This window comes from Ekhidna sp., assembly GCF_965228795.1.
In the GTDB taxonomy this organism is placed as follows: Bacteria; Bacteroidota; Bacteroidia; order Cytophagales; family Cyclobacteriaceae; genus Ekhidna.
In genome coordinates this window covers 2,353,769-2,370,932 of sequence record NZ_OZ245839.1, presented here as the reverse complement: position 1 = coordinate 2,370,932, position 17,164 = coordinate 2,353,769, and the positions used below count along the sequence as shown (strand labels likewise).

General features: G+C 38.6%; 17 protein-coding genes. 8 read left to right on the top strand and 9 right to left on the bottom strand.

Annotation, left to right across the window (positions count from 1 at the left end):
• Positions 1-9: 9 nt before the first annotated feature.
• The 5 genes from ACQK2H_RS10565 to ACQK2H_RS10545 all read right to left on the bottom strand — a co-directional run bounded on the left by ACQK2H_RS10565 (position 10) and on the right by ACQK2H_RS10545 (position 4,000).
• Positions 10-594 carry a uracil-DNA glycosylase family protein gene (locus tag ACQK2H_RS10565; protein ID WP_425391407.1) on the bottom strand — a complete coding sequence of 195 codons (585 nt, stop codon included), beginning with the start codon at positions 592-594 and terminating at the stop codon, positions 10-12.
• Positions 595-596: 2 nt separating this feature from the next.
• Positions 597-1,700, bottom strand: coding sequence for a fatty acid desaturase family protein (locus ACQK2H_RS10560; protein WP_425391406.1), 1,104 nt, complete (start codon positions 1,698-1,700; stop codon positions 597-599).
• Positions 1,701-1,781: 81 nt separating this feature from the next.
• Positions 1,782-2,543 carry a LytR/AlgR family response regulator transcription factor gene (locus ACQK2H_RS10555; RefSeq protein WP_425391405.1) on the bottom strand — a complete coding sequence of 254 codons (762 nt, stop codon included), beginning with the start codon at positions 2,541-2,543 and terminating at the stop codon, positions 1,782-1,784.
• A complete protein-coding gene (locus ACQK2H_RS10550) occupies positions 2,544-3,587 on the bottom strand; it encodes a sensor histidine kinase (RefSeq protein WP_425391404.1) in 1,044 nt (347 codons plus the stop codon). It abuts the gene before it with no gap.
• Complete coding sequence (locus ACQK2H_RS10545; protein ID WP_425391403.1) at positions 3,584-4,000, bottom strand: DUF2141 domain-containing protein; 417 nt, start codon at positions 3,998-4,000, stop codon at positions 3,584-3,586. Before ACQK2H_RS10545 ends, ACQK2H_RS10550 begins: the two co-directional genes overlap by 4 nt.
• A 228-nt stretch (positions 4,001-4,228) precedes the next feature.
• Here ACQK2H_RS10545 and ACQK2H_RS10540 point away from each other — a divergent pair, with 228 nt between their 5' ends.
• The 3 genes from ACQK2H_RS10540 (at position 4,229) to ACQK2H_RS10530 (ending at position 9,055) form a co-directional block, all read left to right on the top strand.
• Positions 4,229-6,037 (top strand): acyl-CoA dehydrogenase family protein, encoded by a 1,809-nt coding sequence (locus ACQK2H_RS10540; RefSeq protein ID WP_425391402.1) that lies wholly within the window; start codon positions 4,229-4,231, stop codon positions 6,035-6,037.
• Positions 6,038-6,152: 115 nt separating this feature from the next.
• A complete protein-coding gene (locus ACQK2H_RS10535; protein WP_425391401.1) occupies positions 6,153-7,583 on the top strand; it encodes a TonB-dependent receptor in 1,431 nt (476 codons plus the stop codon).
• 80 nt (positions 7,584-7,663) lie between these two features.
• Positions 7,664-9,055: a sodium-dependent transporter gene (locus tag ACQK2H_RS10530; RefSeq protein WP_425391400.1), complete on the top strand. Its 1,392-nt coding sequence runs from the start codon at positions 7,664-7,666 to the stop codon at positions 9,053-9,055.
• Here ACQK2H_RS10530 and ACQK2H_RS10525 read toward each other — a convergent pair whose 3' ends face one another.
• Positions 9,056-9,865 carry a hypothetical protein gene (locus ACQK2H_RS10525; RefSeq protein WP_425391399.1) on the bottom strand — a complete coding sequence of 270 codons (810 nt, stop codon included), beginning with the start codon at positions 9,863-9,865 and terminating at the stop codon, positions 9,056-9,058.
• 231 nt (positions 9,866-10,096) lie between these two features.
• Between ACQK2H_RS10525 and ACQK2H_RS10520 the strand changes: the two genes are divergently transcribed.
• Together ACQK2H_RS10520 and ACQK2H_RS10515 are read left to right on the top strand one after the other, a co-directional pair.
• Positions 10,097-10,633 (top strand): DUF4136 domain-containing protein, encoded by a 537-nt coding sequence (locus ACQK2H_RS10520; RefSeq protein WP_425391398.1) that lies wholly within the window; start codon positions 10,097-10,099, stop codon positions 10,631-10,633.
• Between the two features lie 10 nt (positions 10,634-10,643).
• The gene (locus ACQK2H_RS10515; RefSeq protein WP_425391397.1) at positions 10,644-12,062 is read left to right on the top strand and encodes a Na+/H+ antiporter NhaC family protein; all 1,419 of its coding nucleotides are present in this window, start codon (positions 10,644-10,646) and stop codon (positions 12,060-12,062) included.
• A 10-nt stretch (positions 12,063-12,072) separates the two neighbouring features.
• Here ACQK2H_RS10515 and ACQK2H_RS10510 read toward each other — a convergent pair whose 3' ends face one another.
• The 3 genes from ACQK2H_RS10510 to ACQK2H_RS10500 are packed head-to-tail and all read right to left on the bottom strand — an operon-like array spanning position 12,073 to position 14,347.
• A complete protein-coding gene (locus tag ACQK2H_RS10510; RefSeq protein WP_425391396.1) occupies positions 12,073-12,663 on the bottom strand; it encodes a tetratricopeptide repeat protein in 591 nt (196 codons plus the stop codon).
• A gap of 32 nt (positions 12,664-12,695) precedes the next feature.
• Complete coding sequence (locus ACQK2H_RS10505) at positions 12,696-13,484, bottom strand: DUF3108 domain-containing protein (RefSeq protein WP_425391395.1); 789 nt, start codon at positions 13,482-13,484, stop codon at positions 12,696-12,698.
• 50 nt (positions 13,485-13,534) lie between these two features.
• A complete protein-coding gene (locus ACQK2H_RS10500) occupies positions 13,535-14,347 on the bottom strand; it encodes a 2,3,4,5-tetrahydropyridine-2,6-dicarboxylate N-succinyltransferase (protein WP_425391394.1) in 813 nt (270 codons plus the stop codon).
• A 24-nt stretch (positions 14,348-14,371) separates the two neighbouring features.
• On the opposite strand from ACQK2H_RS10500, the gene ACQK2H_RS10495 reads away from it, so the two are divergent.
• From ACQK2H_RS10495 to ACQK2H_RS10485, 3 genes are all read left to right on the top strand, one after another.
• On the top strand, positions 14,372-15,475 hold the full coding sequence (locus ACQK2H_RS10495) for a hypothetical protein (RefSeq protein WP_425391393.1): 1,104 nt from the start codon (positions 14,372-14,374) through the stop codon (positions 15,473-15,475).
• Positions 15,476-15,565: 90 nt separating this feature from the next.
• A complete protein-coding gene (locus tag ACQK2H_RS10490) occupies positions 15,566-16,243 on the top strand; it encodes a metal-dependent transcriptional regulator (RefSeq protein WP_425391392.1) in 678 nt (225 codons plus the stop codon).
• On the top strand, positions 16,240-17,148 hold the full coding sequence (locus tag ACQK2H_RS10485; protein ID WP_425391391.1) for a metal ABC transporter solute-binding protein, Zn/Mn family: 909 nt from the start codon (positions 16,240-16,242) through the stop codon (positions 17,146-17,148). Before ACQK2H_RS10490 ends, ACQK2H_RS10485 begins: the two co-directional genes overlap by 4 nt.
• Positions 17,149-17,164 lie beyond the last annotated feature (16 nt).

The following is a 17,164-nucleotide window of genomic DNA, read 5'->3' as shown; positions in this document are numbered from 1 at the left end:
CCAAGATAATCAACTTGATATATTGAGTTTTAAATTTTCGATGCGTCCTTTTAAACTTGGGAGTAAATCTCGCTCAAACCAAGGATTTTTCTTGATCCACAGTCGGTTTCTAGGTGAAGGATGAGGCAATGGTAAGTATCTAGGCAGGTATTCATCAAATGCTGTTACTGTTTTGGTGAGGTTTTCCTTCATTGCTTTACCTAGATAATACTTCTGGGCATACTGACCTACTAACAGCGTAAGTGATACTGATGAACATTCTTCAAGTATTCTATCATGCCAGAGTGGAGCACATTCAGGCCTGGGTGGTAAATCTCCTGATTTTCCTGAACCCGGATAACAAAAACCCATAGGGATCAAGGCTACCTTGTTTGAATCGTAAAACTCCTCTTTAGAGAGGCCCAACCAGGATCTCAAATTATTACCGCTTGCATCATCCCATGGAATACCGGAATCATGCACCTTTCTACCGGGAGCTTGACCTATTATAACTAATCGTGAGGATGGTGATGCTTGAACTATCGGGCGAGGATTATGAACAAAAAAGGAGCTACACACTGTGCAGCTCCTTATTTCTTCTAAAAGTTTTTTCATCCTTATCTTCCTAGCGAGTACAGCATTCTTCCATGAGAGACCAACGCTGACATAAAGGTTGGGTAAGATCGATATGGAACATTGTATTCCTCTGCTGTCTTTCTGACAATCTTTGATATTTTCCTATAGTGCACATGGCAAATATTCGGGAAAAGATGATGTTCAATTTGATAATTTAATCCTCCAACAAACCATGAGAGTGCTTTATTTCTTTGAGCAAAGTTGCATGTGGTTTTTAGCTGATGCACTGCCCAGTTCTCCTCTACTACATCTGTATTTTCTACATTTTCGAATGTATGATCCTCCATTACATGAGCAGGCTGGAAAATAATTGCTAAAGTAAACCCGGCAACATAGTGCATTAGGAAGAACCCTAAAACAATGTGATACCAAGCAATTGAAGTTAATAATATTGGTAAAGCAAGGATATACGTATAGTAAAATACCTTGGTAAGAATCAACCAAACCCATGCTCGTGAAATACTCTTAGTTTGCTTTTTCAACATTCCATCTTTTGTGTACTGAGAAAGTTGAATAATATCTTTAACAATGATCCAGCTCATTGTCATTAGACCGTATAGGAACCACGCATAAATATGTTGCCACTTATGATGCTTCTTAATCGGTGTATTGGGATCAAATCGAAGGATACCTCCTTTTGGAGCAATATCTTCGTCCATTCCTGTCACATTGGTGTATGTATGATGCTTCACATTATGCTGAATTTTCCAATTCGTCGCATTTCCACCTACAATATTTAATGAATATCCAACAAGGTTATTCACCCATTTCTTTCGTGAATATGCTCCGTGATTAGCGTCATGCATCACAGATAATCCAATTCCTGCCTTTCCTAGACCCATTAAAAACATCATCAGGTAATACACCCAGACACTTTGAACGATACCAAATAAAAACAGGAAGTACGGTACGAAATAAAGTAAAAACATGAAGATGGTCTTAGTGACCATTTCCATGTTGGCATACCTGCCATATTTAGAATTTTTGAAATACTGATTTACCCTACGGTTTAACGTCTTGTTAAACTCTTCGTGTAAATTATTTTTGAACCTCACTACTTTCTGGCTCATTGTAACTACTGACATTTATTATTATCTATAATTGATTATCTCAAAGATAAATAAGAAACGCTGGAAAAACGGAAATAATTTGACCAATGGCAGTAATTATCGGTCGAGCCAGGATTTAAAGTCTCCTACTCTTTCACGAGCAACAATGATTTGATCATCATCGAAATGGTCTATAACTATCTCAAGACGAGAGTTTGTAAAGGCAATAATGTCTTTTATGTAATGTATGCTCACAATAAACTTTCTCGATATTCTGAAAAACTGCTGAGGGTTCATTAGTTCTTCTACCTTATCTAAGGTATAATCCACCAAAAATCGCTTACCAGTTTTTGTAAATAAATAAGTCCCTTTATCCTGACTGTATATAAGCTGAATATCCGGAGTTTCAACCGTCTTAAGATGCTCACCTACTTTGACAACAAATCGTTCCTTACCGCTAGGCTGCAGCGCCTTCATTAGTTTATCTAAATCATTTGATATTGGTGCTGAAGTAGTTTTTGGTTTTTGGAAATTTGATTCAAACTTTTTTACTGCGCTGGCTAATTCCTCCTCTGCAATTGGTTTGAGTAAATAATCAACACTATTCGTTTTAAAAGCCTTTAATGCAAATTCATCATAAGCAGTAGTGAAAATAATTGGCTTTTGAATATCAATCTGGTCGAAAATGTCGAAAGACAATCCGTCTGCCAGTTGAATATCCATAAACAACAGATCATAGTTTAATGCAGGCAAGGAAATAGATGCAGACTCAACTGAATCAAATTTGGCAACAAACTCATAGTCAGATCGGATATCTTCTATTAAGGTTCTCAGCCTTTTAGCTGCCAGCTGTTCATCTTCAATTATTATATATCTCATTTACTCAATTGTTAGTAGCGGTAATTTCACTTTAAAAAAATCATCACCTTTTTCAACTTCGACTGGTGTATCTGTCAAATACTTATAACGCTCCACCAGATTATTTAATCCGATCCCTGTGGAATCCTTCACCTTTTTTTCTTTGAGGTTATTCCAAATTGTACAGCTATCCATGTCGAAATCAATTTTTACAGTAAGAGGATCTTTCTCACTAACCACATTGTGTTTAATGGCATTTTCAGCTAAGATTTGAATAGCTAATGGAGGTACGAACTTGTTGCTCTGGATTTCTCCAATTTTAAAATTCAAATTATCACCAAATCGAATCTTTTGTAGAAAGGCAAAATTCTGTACGAAATCCATTTCCTTCTGTATAGGAACTACCTCCTCATCCTTGCTCTCCAGTACGTAGCGATAAACTTGTGACAACTTTCTAATAAACTCAACTGCTTTATCCTGATTGTCATACACTAGCGTACTAAGTACATTAAGGGAATTAAATAAAAAGTGAGGATTCACCTGATTTTTAAGGCTGTTATACTGAGAGGCAACCTGCTCTGTTTTAAGACGCTCATTATCGATTGCTGATTGACGCCATGATAGCAAAAAAGCTCTGCCATGCATAAACACGTTGATACCCAAAGTGATCCATAACGTAGACCAAAAAGGCGCTCCAGTATCTTTAATCGTGTCTTCCCAGGATTTTTCAAGTACGATTAAATCGAAAAACAGGTCTAGACCCCATACTACCAGATAAACAAAAACTACTATTGAAAATAAGCTGAGAATAAAGCGCTTAATAGGTGCTTTAATCCATGGGATTTTACTATCCCAAAAATCAACCATCAGCTCGCTTCCTTTCCAAAAAGAAACCCAGGCTACCCCACTATAGGTAAAACTCAACCAGAAATTGTCAGAGAATAAAAAAGGCTCATCAAGACAATTATTACATAAAAATACCATGTTGATAGTGCCTCCCAGTGGTACTATCAGCAGACTACTGATTAAATGATACTTCCAGTGTTTTTTCCAGTAAGTACTCACAGTGATATAATTATTTGCTTAGCTCCTTCTTTTATTTCAAACTGGCAATCCTGAAAACTTGGTGGACCAAACATCCCCTTTGCATTATTGGAGAAAGCATATGGTTCGGAAGGAATACCCATGAAATTGGCATCCAGCTTACCGTTATCATTTTCATCCTGATAAATGGAAACAGCATAGGTTCCTTGCCCTAACCCTTTAAAAGAGAATTCCATGGTACTGGAATCAATAAGTTTTCCATCACTCATTACCTCCTTCGAAAGGAAATGATCCTCATGATTATAAAGGGCAACCTTCAAAGATCCTTTTACTTTTTTGATGTTTTCAATCTTGACTACCAGTTCACATTGATCTTGTGAGTAGGCTGATATAGCAACAAAACATGCTACAGATAAAAAGAGTAGTTTTTTCATTTTTAGTTTTTCTTTCAAAGCTGAACCCTGCACTGCTCAACATCAACTTAGTGTTACTCAACTGTCAATTTTATAGGCTGAATTGTCAATACTATTTGAGAGAGCAATAATAGTAAATACCATCCTTTAAATATTTTTTAAAATGTTATGCATGCAGAGTATTTTTTGGTATATTTGTTATGCATGCAGAGTATTTTTAATTAAAACAAAGAAAATAGATATCAACAAATGGAAGCAGTAGCAGAAAAAACCGCATTAAAAGGCGGTGAATTTTTGATCAAAGAAACTCACGCTCAGGATGTATTCATTCCTGAAGAATTCTCAGAAGAGCAAAAAATGATGGCAGCCGCCACATTAGACTTTATTGATAAAGAAATAAATCCTAATACCGAGAGGATTGAAAGTATGGAAGAAGGCCTGATGCCTTCTCTTATGGACAAAGCTGGTGAACTTGGCCTTTTAGGTGTCACTATCCCGGAAGAGTATGGTGGATTAGGGATGAGTTTTAATACAGGTATGTTGATTGCCGACATGATGGCTTCAGCGGGTTCATTCTCAACCGCATACGGTGCGCACACAGGAATTGGCACCTTACCTATCCTCTATTATGGAACAGAAGAACAAAAGAAAAAATATCTTCCAAAATTAGCATCAGGTGAGTGGAAAGCGTGCTACTGTCTTACCGAGCCGGATGCAGGGTCTGATGCAAACTCAGGAAAAACCAAAGCAGTGCTATCTGATGATGGTAAGCATTATGTGATCAATGGACAGAAGATGTGGATTTCCAATGCCGGTTTTGCTGACTTACTAATCGTATTTGCAAAAATCGATGATGATAAAAAGCTGTCAGCATTTATTGCAGAAAGAACCTGGGATGGTATCAGCATGAATGATGAGGAAAAGAAGCTTGGTATCAAAGGATCTTCTACACGTCAGGTATTCTTTAATGATCTCAAAGTACCTGTTGAGAATCTATTATCAGAAAGAGAGAACGGTTTCAAAATAGCTGTAAATGTGCTAAATGTTGGCCGTATAAAGCTTGGAGCTGGTTGTATCAATGGCTGTAAAGATGTTGCTACACAATCAACACAATATGCGAATGAAAGAAAGCAGTTTGGTGTGCCAATTTCAAGCTTTGGTGCCATTAAGCAAAAACTTGCCAAAATGGCTACCAAAACATATGCTACCGAGTCTGCTTCATATCGTGCGGGTCAGAATATTGAGGACTTAATCGCAAAGCTACAATCTGACGGACTTGATCCAATCAAGGCCAAGCTTAAAGGTGTAGAGCAATATGCCATTGAGTGTGCAATGATTAAGATTCACGGGTCAGAAATACTTGATTTCTGTGTAGATGAAGGTGTGCAAGTGTATGGTGGTATGGGATTCTCAGAAGAAGCGCCTATGGCCAGAGCATACAGAGATGCAAGAATCACGCGAATTTATGAGGGGACCAACGAGATTAACCGAATGCTCATTGTTGGCATGATGTTCAAGAAAGCCATGAAAGGTGAAATTGATTTACTTGGACCTGCTACGGAAGTAGGAAAAGAGTTGACCGGAGTTCCTTCATTTGAAACGCCTGACCTATCAGTTCCTTTGGCAAAAGAAAAAGAAGTAATTAAAAACCTTAAGAAAGCAGTATTGATGGCAGCCGGTAAAGCTGCAGAGAAATTTGGGCCGAAGCTAGATCAGGAGCAAGAAGTATTAATGAGTCTTGCTGACATGTTGATTGAAGTTTACGTAGCAGAGTCTACCCTATTGAGAACAGAGAAGCTAATGGAAAAATATGGTGATGAGGGAAGCTCACTATACCAAAACATGGCTAAACTTTATCTGAATGAAGCAGTGATTAAAATCAAAAACGCAGGAGATGAGGCGGTTGCATGCTTTGCAGAAGGTGACGAACTCCGCGTCATGTTGATGGGAATGAAACGATTTACAAAATTGGATCCAATCAACACCAAGGAATTAAGACAAGCTGTTGCTGATGTAATGATTAAGGAAAATAGGTTTCCATATTCATTATACAACTAAGCAAACTCATTCTACGTAACTAACAAAACCGGCCTTTGGTCGGTTTTTTTGTTTACAAGTTTGTTTTAGACACAATTCAAAATAGCTTTGTAATGGACGCAAGAGCATCCAACACATGGAAGAATTCGACAAGAAGTTAACCACGAAAGAGAAAGCTTTACAGCTGAATCTTGATACCCGAATTTACGGCACAGTTGCTGAGATTGGTGGAGGACAGGAAGTAGCCGCATACTTCTTTAAAGCCGGAGCTGCATCCGGCACCATTGCTAAAACCATGTCTGCTTATGACATGACATTTAGTGATGCCATTTATGGAAAATGTGACAGGTACGTCTCCCAGGAAAAACTCCTGCGTATGCTCGATCGTGAGTACTCTTTGCTCGATCAGCGGTTGACACAGCGAGCTAAGAAGAGTAACTTCTTCGCATTTGCCAATACTGTAGAGACAATTAACTACAATCGAAGCAATGTTGGACATGGGTGGCTAGGCATCAGGTTTCAAAAGCATGCAATGACCAAACCCAATGAGTGTATCATTCATGTTACGTTAAAGGATCGTGATGCAGAATGGCAGCAGCAGGTTTTAGGAATCGTAGGTGTCAATCTTATTCATTCGTGTTATACATTCAATACACCAGAAGAAATCATTGACTCTCTAGTTGACAATGTCAGAAAAGACAGATTAGAGATCGACATGTTTAGTATCTCAGGCCCTGACTTTCACCATGTTGATAACCGATTGATGACTCTCAAGCTTGTCAAAAATGGATTGACCAAGGTGGCAATGTTTGGTCCGGATAAGAATGTCATTCTTCCTTCGGATATTATTTACAGGAAAAACGCAATTGTCCTAAGGGGAAGGTTCAGACCCGTTACTCACGTTAACGTAGACATGATGATTACCGGAATGAGAGCTTTCAAAAAAGAATTGGGACATGCCAAGGACATTGTGTCGGTAGTAGAAATCACGCTTAAAGACCTCACCCTTGCAGGAGAACTTGATGAACAAGACTATCTGGATCGAGTAGATCTTCTCTGCTCCCTTGGACAGAATGTGATGATATCAAACTATCAAGAGCACTACAAGCTGGCAGGATACTTATCACAGTTTATAAAGGATAAGACCTTAGGTATCATCATCGGATTAAATAACCTTAGTCAGATATTTGACGAGAAATATTATAAGAGTCTGGATGGTGGTATTCTTGAATCCTTTGCCCGCTTATTTGGTAGCAACGTTAAGTTATTCGTCTACCCTATCATCGACTCCAAGTCTGGTGAAATAAGGACAGGAAATGATTTTGAGCCTGAAAGACACCTACAGAGCTTATTCTACTATTTCATAGAAAATCAAAAAATCCTCAGCATTCCTGATGCTAAAACTGACAATCTTCATATCATCTCTGATCAGGTGTTAGAAATGATTCAAAATGATGAGGATGGTTGGGAAGATCATGTTCCAAACAGAGTGGCTGAATCAATAAAAGCGAACCATCTATTCAACTATCCTTATGAGATAGAAGTGGATGAAGAAGATATGATGTAGCCGAATATATAAATGCCCTTTGTGGGTACCTTCCTTTTGCTATATTTGGCGCTTTAACCTAAATCTTAAGCATCATATATATGAGTTCTCGAGGAAACTTTTCCAGCAAACTTGGTTTCATTCTGGCAGCTGCCGGATCTGCCGTAGGTCTTGGTAATATTTGGAAATTCCCTTTTGAAGTTGCAGATGGTGGTGGTGCCGCCTTCGTTCTCATATATCTTGCATTTGCTTTTATCCTATGCTTCCCCGTAATGGTAACTGAAATTGCCATTGGTAGAAAAACTCAGAAAAACCCGGTAGGTGCTTACGCTGCTTTGGGTTTTAAAAACTGGAAGTTTCTGGGTCTAATGGGTATTTTAAGTGGGGTCCTTATCCTTTCCTTTTACAATGTAGTGGCCGGTTGGGCATTTGGTTACTTTCTTGAAATGGTGAAAGGAAATTTTGGCATTGGCCAGAATTTTTCTCAATTCACCAATGATGTAATCAACGTAGGCTTGTATGGACTTGTTTTTATGGCCATAACAGCATTTATCGTTTCTAAAGGAATTTCCGGAGGAATTGAAAAAGCAGCCAAGTTCTTAATGCCTTCGCTTGTAATTATGATTCTATTGCTAACATTCTATGCTTCTTCGCTACCGAATGCTATGAAAGGAATTTCATATTACCTGATCCCTGAATTTAGTGAGGTTACACCGGAAGTTATTTACAATGCACTCGGTCAAGCATTCTTTTCTCTTTCACTCGGAATGGGAGCGTTGATTACTTATGGCAGTTACATCTCAAGAGGAGATAATATCGTATCATCAGCCGCATATATCACATTAACAGATGTTGGCATAGCTTTTCTGGCAGGATTGATGATGTTTCCATTTGTTGCCTACCTGACCGATGGAACCATGGAAGGATTTTCAGGGGGTCCCGGACTTATATTCGTGACACTTCCGGGCGTTTTTGAGTCCTTAGGTTCTACATTGGGAATAGTAGTTGGTGCTTTGTTCTTCCTCCTACTTTCATTCGCGGCGTTGACGTCTACAGTGTCCTTACTCGAGGTACCAGTCACCTATGTGGTTGACGAATTTAAAGCCTCCAGAAAAACATCTGTTTGGTTAATCGCCACATTAATATTTTTACTGGGTATACCGTCTCTTGTCTCTAACGGATATTCTGAATTGTTTACCAGTTTTATCACATATGTTGGGGCATCATCCCCTGCTAGCTTTATGACGTTTGTTGAGCATGTTGGATCAGACACCCTGCTGCCATTAGGCGGAGTTTTGATCACAATTTTTGCTGCTTATGTGTGGAAAAAGCATAATTTAATTGAAGAATTGAGAGTGGGTAACCCGAATTTGGAAGGTACTTGGAAAGAGAAATACATTGATTTTGCAGTAAGCTATCTGTGTCCTATCCTATTGACACTTGTATTCATCTTTACTTTTCTAGGGCGATTCTTCGGAGTAAACTTCTTTTAGTCATTCTTTTATAAACGTACCGGGATCTTTTCCATTGAAATAGATCACGTATGTTCCTGCACGAAGGACGGTTACGTCGATTTCATTTCCTTGTCCCTCATGCACCAGTCTGCGGGCCTGATCATAGATTTCGTAGTGAGTAGACCGTGATAAGTACAGTCTTGTCTTCGCTGATTTTGGTTTGAACTCAACAGGCTCTGGATAGAAATCGAAATCTACCTCTCTTGAATAGAGATACCTTGTTCGGCTTCCACGTGGGAAAATGTATTTAATACGATATTTATTTGCTCCTTCTTCAAGATTAGGAAAATAGGTGTATCGCGCACCCTCATACCTCCCTCTTGAAGGCATGCTTTCCTTTTCTATCCATATTCCATTGTTCAAACGTTCTATTTCGAATGTTCCAACTCCGGTCTCTCCTTTGGTTTCCCAAACCAAAGCTGAATCTGTCAATGAAATTTCTGAAAACCTGAATATCGTATGAAAGAGAATTGCCTCAGGATTTATAATCACCGGCACGCAAAGTGTGTCTCTGTGCTCTAGCCTGATTTTTACAGGGGTATACATATCAAACCCGTCAAAATCAATTTTAAGTGCACTCAGCCTGTAATTAAGATTCAACCTTCTTTCGTTCACATACACAGACTCAACGCAAAACTCTTTGCTTTGCTTATCATATGGGTTTTGAACGAAAAGCGTCTTTCCCTGGTAAACTCCAGCAAGTTTTGTTTCAGTCTTAACAGGTTCTTGAGCTAGAACTGAGCAAAAACCAACAAGGGTAAGTGTGAAGTAAAATAGTCTTTTCGCCATGACAGGTTTTTGATACCCAATATCAAACATGATGCTATCACTATGAAAAGTATAAATAATTTCGATGAGTACACGTAATAACCCCTTTAAAAATATAATTAATTGAATAAATCGAAGAATTATTATGGCTATTTGCCAAATAAAGGGATGATTATGCTTAGGAAGTCAATTAAATATTGAGATAAATAAATTAAACTTTTAAGTCACCCTAAATTGATAATTTAGCCGCTAATGAAAAAGTGGCTTTTATTAATACTGATAGCCTCGACTGCCTGCAGTCCGAAAATTGTTTCCTATCTAAATGATCAGGCACCCTTTCAAACCTATGAAACCTATCGGCTAGTCAGTGCCCGGTCAGATTCTAAAAACGTAACACCTGAGAATACATTGATTTTTGATCTTATAAAGGAGAACATTCATCAGGAAATGAAAGAAAGATCATATGTGCAATCAAACATTTCTCCTGACCTGACGCTACGATATGAGGTGTCATCAAATACCCGCACGGAAACGAATGCCAGTCGAGATCTCTTTTATCCAATAATGCGTGTCAACACTCGAACCATCTATGAGTCTATTATTCTCCTTGAAATAAAAGATGATAGAAAGAAGCTCGTATGGCAAGGGAGCTTTGATATGAGACAAGAGAGAAAAGAAAAGAGAGCTACTAAGGCAATCGAAAAGGCCATTAGCTACATATTTACATCGTACCCCTATCATGCAATGTCTGCTGAACCAGATGAATCATTAACAAAAGTTAAAAAATAACCTACGATACATGACTGATTATGGATTTTGGTCCCTTATACCTCCTATTCTAGCTATTGGATTAGCCATACGTACCAAACAGGTGGTTTTTTCCCTTTCCCTGGGGATATTTGTTGGTTACCTTATTATTCAAGAAGGCAACCTTTTTGAAGGTATGCTCGCTACCATCACAGCTTTTGTAGATGTATTCCAAAGCAAAGGCAACACTCGAACCATCATCCTTACACTTATCATTGGAGCGTTGATTCAGCTGATTAAATACTCAGGCGGTATCAACGGATTTATTGGGTGGGTGCAGAAAAGGTTAGCAGGACAAAGCAACTTCAAAGGTAAGATTCAAGCTACCTCAGCTCTTACAGGCTTCCTAATCTTTGTTGAATCCAACATTTCAATCTTAACAGTAGGCACCATCTTCAGACCTCTATTTGATAAGCATAAAATACCTAGAGAAAAGCTCGCATACTTGGCTGATTCAAGTTCAGCTCCTTCGTGTGTTTTGTTCCCGTTAAATGCGTGGGGAGCATATGTCATGGGTTTGTTATTGGCGTTTCCCAACGTAGATCCATTCACTACCCTCATCTACTCTATTCCATTCAACTTTTATGCGATTCTGACACTTGCCTTTGTATTCTGGCTTTCGCTATCAGGAAAAGAATACGGGGAGATGAAGCGTGTTACAGAATTGAAGGCTGAAGCTGATGAGGAAAAAATCGAGGAATCTTCAGAAAAAACATCCTCTCCGCTTAACATGGTCATTCCAATCGCAATGATGGTGCTAACCATGCCCTTTTTCTTAATCTACGGCGGATGGGATGCTACACTTGAAGGAGCGTTTACTGATAAAGTTTGGAGTAGTATTAGCAATGGGTCAGGGTCAGAAGCTGTTTTGAATGCGTGCTTTGCTGGATTCTTAACGGCTGCCATTATGTATGGATTTCAAAAAATGATTACGATCAAGTCCTTCATTGAGGAATCATTTAAAGGAATGAATGATATGGTAGTAATGGCTGTATTGATGGTGCTGGCATTCGCAATCGGAAATCTTTGTAACGAGCTAGGCACTGGAATCTACGTTTCAAGGGTAACTTCTTCGTGGTTGATCCCTGAAGTTGCTCCCGCACTCATATTCCTCATCAGTAGCTTTATTGCATTTGCAACAGGTACATCATGGGGCACTTTTGCGATAATGATTTCAATAGGCGTTCCGCTAAGTTTTGCGGTGGATGCCAACCTATACTTAGTGATAGCTGCTGTACTGGGTGGCGGAGTTTTCGGAGATCATTGTTCACCTATATCAGATACAACACTGATTGCTTCGGTGGCTTCAGGCTGTGACCATATTGATCATGTAAGAACTCAATTACCCTATGCCCTCTTTACAGGTGGGCTAGCAATCATCTGCTACCTGATATTCGGATTTATTATGTGATTTATACTGATTACTTACAGTATTCGTCGATGGCATTATCTGCTTCTGCTACGTTCAAGGACTTTGCGAATTTAAAGTCTTCACATGCAGAGTTTATACGTTCTTTACCAACTTTGACGGCCCCTCGGTATAAATAGGCTTCACCAAAATCCCTATTAATAGAGATGGCGTTGTTGTAGGATTCGAGGGCCTGATCTAAATACCCAAGTTGATGCTCTGCTCTTCCTGCCAGGAAATGAGCCTGAGCTAGGTTTTCATTCAAATCAATCACTGATCCGGTATAGATCAACACTTTGTTGAAGTCTTTGTTGTTATATGAAATCTTTGCAAGGCTTAAATAAGAAGAAACATGCTTGGGATCAATTTCAATGATTTTTTCAAAATCTTCAATCGCCTTGTCTATTTCACCTATCTCCTCATAAGATCTACCTCTGTTGTATAGACTTTTTACATGATCCGGGTGAGTAGCTAAGTAAGATGTATAAGCTTCAGCTGCCTTACGATATTCACCATCATCAAAGTAATCATCTCCACTGATCGAGTCTTGACTATTACATGCAATCAATAGCGATGCAAGAAAAATTTGGAGTACGTGTTTCATGAAATTTCTTAAAGTCCGCAAAAGTAGACCTATTATTGAAAATCGATACCGCTTTTTACGTTTTTGTATCCGGTGAGTTCACAATAAGCCGTACCAAACTTCATATTAGCAGAAACCTTGAGAGGTAAACGATTGGCATCTGCAGATACCCAGAAGGTTACAGCGTCTCTCCCTACAAACACACTATTCTTCTCCATGATCGGGACTACTTTGTGACAATTGATCTCTCCTACTTTTGATTTGATCATTTCTATACCATGATAGATCATTTTGAAATCGTAAAACTTTTTGTCAAAAAATGCATCTAGCTGTACTGTATCGCCTTTATTGAGTTTTCTGTAATCAATACTTCTGGCATACATTAAGCCTCCCATCATATCGAATACGCCTTCTTCTTCAATATCAAAATATCGGGTTGGACGAGGTTGCTCCTCGTTGGCAGATTCCTGTTCAAACTGAATGTGCATCGAGTCATAATCGAAATACACCTCTTCTTCCAGCTCGTAATCACCCTCAGAAAGGTCTCTGTAAGAATAATAGGGTAAAAACGAATCACTATCAATCAATGCTCCCCATCTATCATCAACCCTTGAAAATACACCAGCCAGTCCAGCGGTTTTTCCCTCGACATCAATTTTCAGACATTTCTTTCCATCCCTCATCACATAGTCGTCAGAGACTTTAAACGAGCCTCTACCTATTGTAAACCAGCCATAAGCCAATCTGAATTGAAGCACTTCACCTTTACTCACAGGCTTTTCCTTCATCATTGGTTGTGCTTGTGTCAGCACTCCCAAAAGCATGAACATTAGGATTTTCATAGTCTTTAAAGTTGGTACGCCCATAGTAGCTACAACTAAAATGCCATGAATTAAACGGAAACGTTATTTTCTCTTAAAGCTTCGTTCAATGAGGTCTTTTTATCGGTACTTTCCTTTCTTTGACCGATAATCAAGGCGCAGGGTACTTGAAACTCTCCTGCAGGGAATTTTTTGGGAATTGTACCTGGTATCACCACAGAACGTGGTGGGACAAATCCTTTATATTCTTTTGGTTCAGATCCTGTGACATCAATGATCTTTGAGCTAGCAGTCAATACCACATTAGCGCCAAGAACGGCTTCTTTACCTATTCTTACCCCTTCCACAACTATACATCTGGAGCCAATGAATGCATTATTTTCTATAATAACAGGAGCTGCTTGTACAGGTTCTAAGACACCACCAATACCAACACCTCCGCTTAAATGTACGTTCTTACCTATTTGAGCACAACTACCTACAGTCGCCCAGGTATCAACCATGGTACCCTCATCTACATATGCCCCGATATTTACATAGCTTGGCATTAGTACGGTATTCTTTTGAATAAATGCGCCGTATCTTGCAATCGCATGAGGAACCACACGAACACCCAATTGATCGTAATTTGATTTTAGTTTTATTTTATCATGAAACTGAAACGGTCCTACTTCTATGAGCTGCATCTTCATTAACGGAAAATATAAGATGACTGCCTTTTTAAGCCACTCATTAACGATCCATTCATCTCCTGATGGCTCTGCAATGCGCCGTTTGCCATTATCAAGCTCTTCAATCACTGTTTTAATAGCAACAGCAACGTCCTTTTTGTTTACCAGAGATCGATCTTCCCAGGCCGCCTCTATGAGGTTTTTTAATTCCATGTAATATTCAATATTTACAGTGATATGAAGAAAAGGATTGTGATTGCATCAATATTAAAACCTGCAGATGATGTGCGGGCATATTGGAAACTCTCCCAATCAATTGCGAAAACAAATAAATATGAAGTTAATATCATAGGAAATGCTCCGAAAAAAGATATTAGTGACAAGAATATTCATTTACATCCTCACCAGGTCAATAGAAACCAATGGCTGAAACGTCTGATCATCCGTGAGAAAATCTTATTTCAAACCCTCAAATTAAATCCCTCAATTCTAATAATAACAACGCATGAATTATTAAATGTCGCCTTAATTGTAAAGCTGATTACCCGTTGTAAGATCATATATGATGTACAAGAAAACTATTATGCCAATCTCAATTCTATAAACACATCATTTTTCAAGCGTATATATGCATCATTGATCAGATTTAAAGAAACCTTCTCAAGACATTTTATAGATGAGTATTGGCTCGCCGAATCATGCTATCAGAATGAGCTTTCTTTTGTGAAAACAAAATGTGTTGTCTTAGAAAACAAGGCTTCCTTCCACCCTATTTCGGAAAGACAAACTAGACCAGTCCGTATGTTATTTTCCGGAACACTATCCTATTATTCTGGGATTGATATAGCTCTGGCATGCTATCATTCCGTTCAGTCGAATTTTCCCGATTCTTCTCTGCATATAATTGGTCAGATTCACGATGATGAATTAAAAAAGAAACTGAAATCGGAAGCTAAAATGCATCAGGGAATAACATTAAGAATCTCAAAATATCCAATACCTCACCGGGAGATATTGGATGCGATAATGAATTCAAATCTTGGACTGATTACCTATTCTCCGACTGATGTAAATCAAGATAAAATCCCAACTAAACTATATGAATACTCCAGGTATCAGCTGCCTTATATTGTTCAGGAAAACACTAAATGGAGTAGTGTTGGCGAGCAGCTTGGCGGAGCTATTTCTGTCGATTTTTCCAATTTAGATGTTCAGGTTATTACTAAGACACTTCAAAATCCGAGTTACCTATTCCCAGATGAATATCCAGATGAAGCAACTTGGGAATATGAAAGTAGTAAAATTAAGGATTCATTAAATAGATTAGTTAATAAGCAATAACATATCTGATTAATAAATACTTATAATTTTCATTAATTGTATTTCTAAATTAATTTTTAGATTAATCTAAATTAATTCTACCTTTGCTCTATGGTTTCAGAATTAAGTTTTACTGAAGAAAACTACCTTAAGGCAATTTATCATTTGTCTGAAGAAGGTGGCTCTAATGTGAATACCAATTCACTTGCTGAAAGCATGAGCACCACTCCTGCATCAGCCAATGATATGGTGAAAAGGTTGTCACAAAAAAAATTGATCGGTTATCAGAAATATAAAGGTGCTACTCTCCTATCCAAAGGAAAAAAAGTTGCGCTAACCATCATTAGAAAGCACCGTCTTTGGGAAGTGTTTCTTGTAGAGAAGCTGGGATTCAAATGGGATGAAGTTCATGAAATCGCAGAACAATTAGAGCACATAAAATCACCAGCTTTAATTAAACGACTGGATAAATTTTTAGGGTATCCGACCATGGATCCTCATGGTGACCCAATCCCTAACGAAGATGGTGTCATGAAAGAAACAGTCAGAGCTTCCATATCCAATGTATCTGTAGATTCAAGAGGAATAGTAGTTGCTGTAAACAATGACGACACCCTCCTATTGCAGCACCTTGACTCCCTTGGGATCAAGTTAGGGTCTCGCATACACGTTCAGGAAAGAATGGATTTTGATGGGTCTGTCTCAATCACCATAGACGATGGCCCCAAACAGTTTATCTCAAAAGCTGTAGCTGAGAATTTAATGATCACACTAACAGAAACGAAATGAGATTACTGAGTCTTTTTATTATATCATCCATCATTTTACTTGGCTGTAAAAAGCAAGAAAAACCAAATGGAAAGCCTCATGTGGTGGCAACAACCGGAATGCTATATGATGCTGTGGTCAATATTGCAGGTGATAAAGTAACTGCGGAAGCAATCATGGGGCCCGGTGTAGATCCACACCTCTATAAAGCCACCCAAGGCGATTTGGCCAAATTCAATAAAGCAAATCTTATCGTCTACAATGGCATTTTGCTGGAAGGAAAAATGAGTGAAATACTCAAGAAGTTAGGAAGGCAGAAACCTGTGGTTGCCGCAGCAGAGTCAGTTCCAAAGGAAATGTTAAAATCAGCGATTGGTTATGAAGATGCCTTTGACCCTCACATTTGGTTTGATGTAAAACGCTGGAAGTATGCGGTTAAGGCTATTTCGCATGCGCTTATTAAGTTGGATTCTAGCAACCAGCAATTTTATGAGAAAAACACTCAATCTTATTTCAATAAGCTTGATAGTCTGGATGCATATGTAAAAAGCAGAATAAGTGAGATACCGGAAAAACAGCGCATTTTGGTAACTGCACATGATGCGTTTGTCTACTTCGGAGATGCATATGACATTCAGGTCGAAGCGCTTCAAGGCATTTCAACAGTAGCTGATTTTGGATTGAAGGATATTGCTGAAATCATTGATTTGATAATTGAGAATGATGTCAAGGCAATTTTTGTTGAAACCAGTGTTTCTGAAAAATCAATCAATGCAGTTGTAACTGGATGTAAGGAAAAAGGTCACGATGTGAAAATCGGTGGATACCTTTATTCTGATGCCATGGGAGAGCTGGGCACTGAAGAAGGAACCTACATTGGAATGTTCAGAAGCAATGTAGAAACGATCGTAAATGCATTAAAGTAGCTTTTGGCTATTTAGC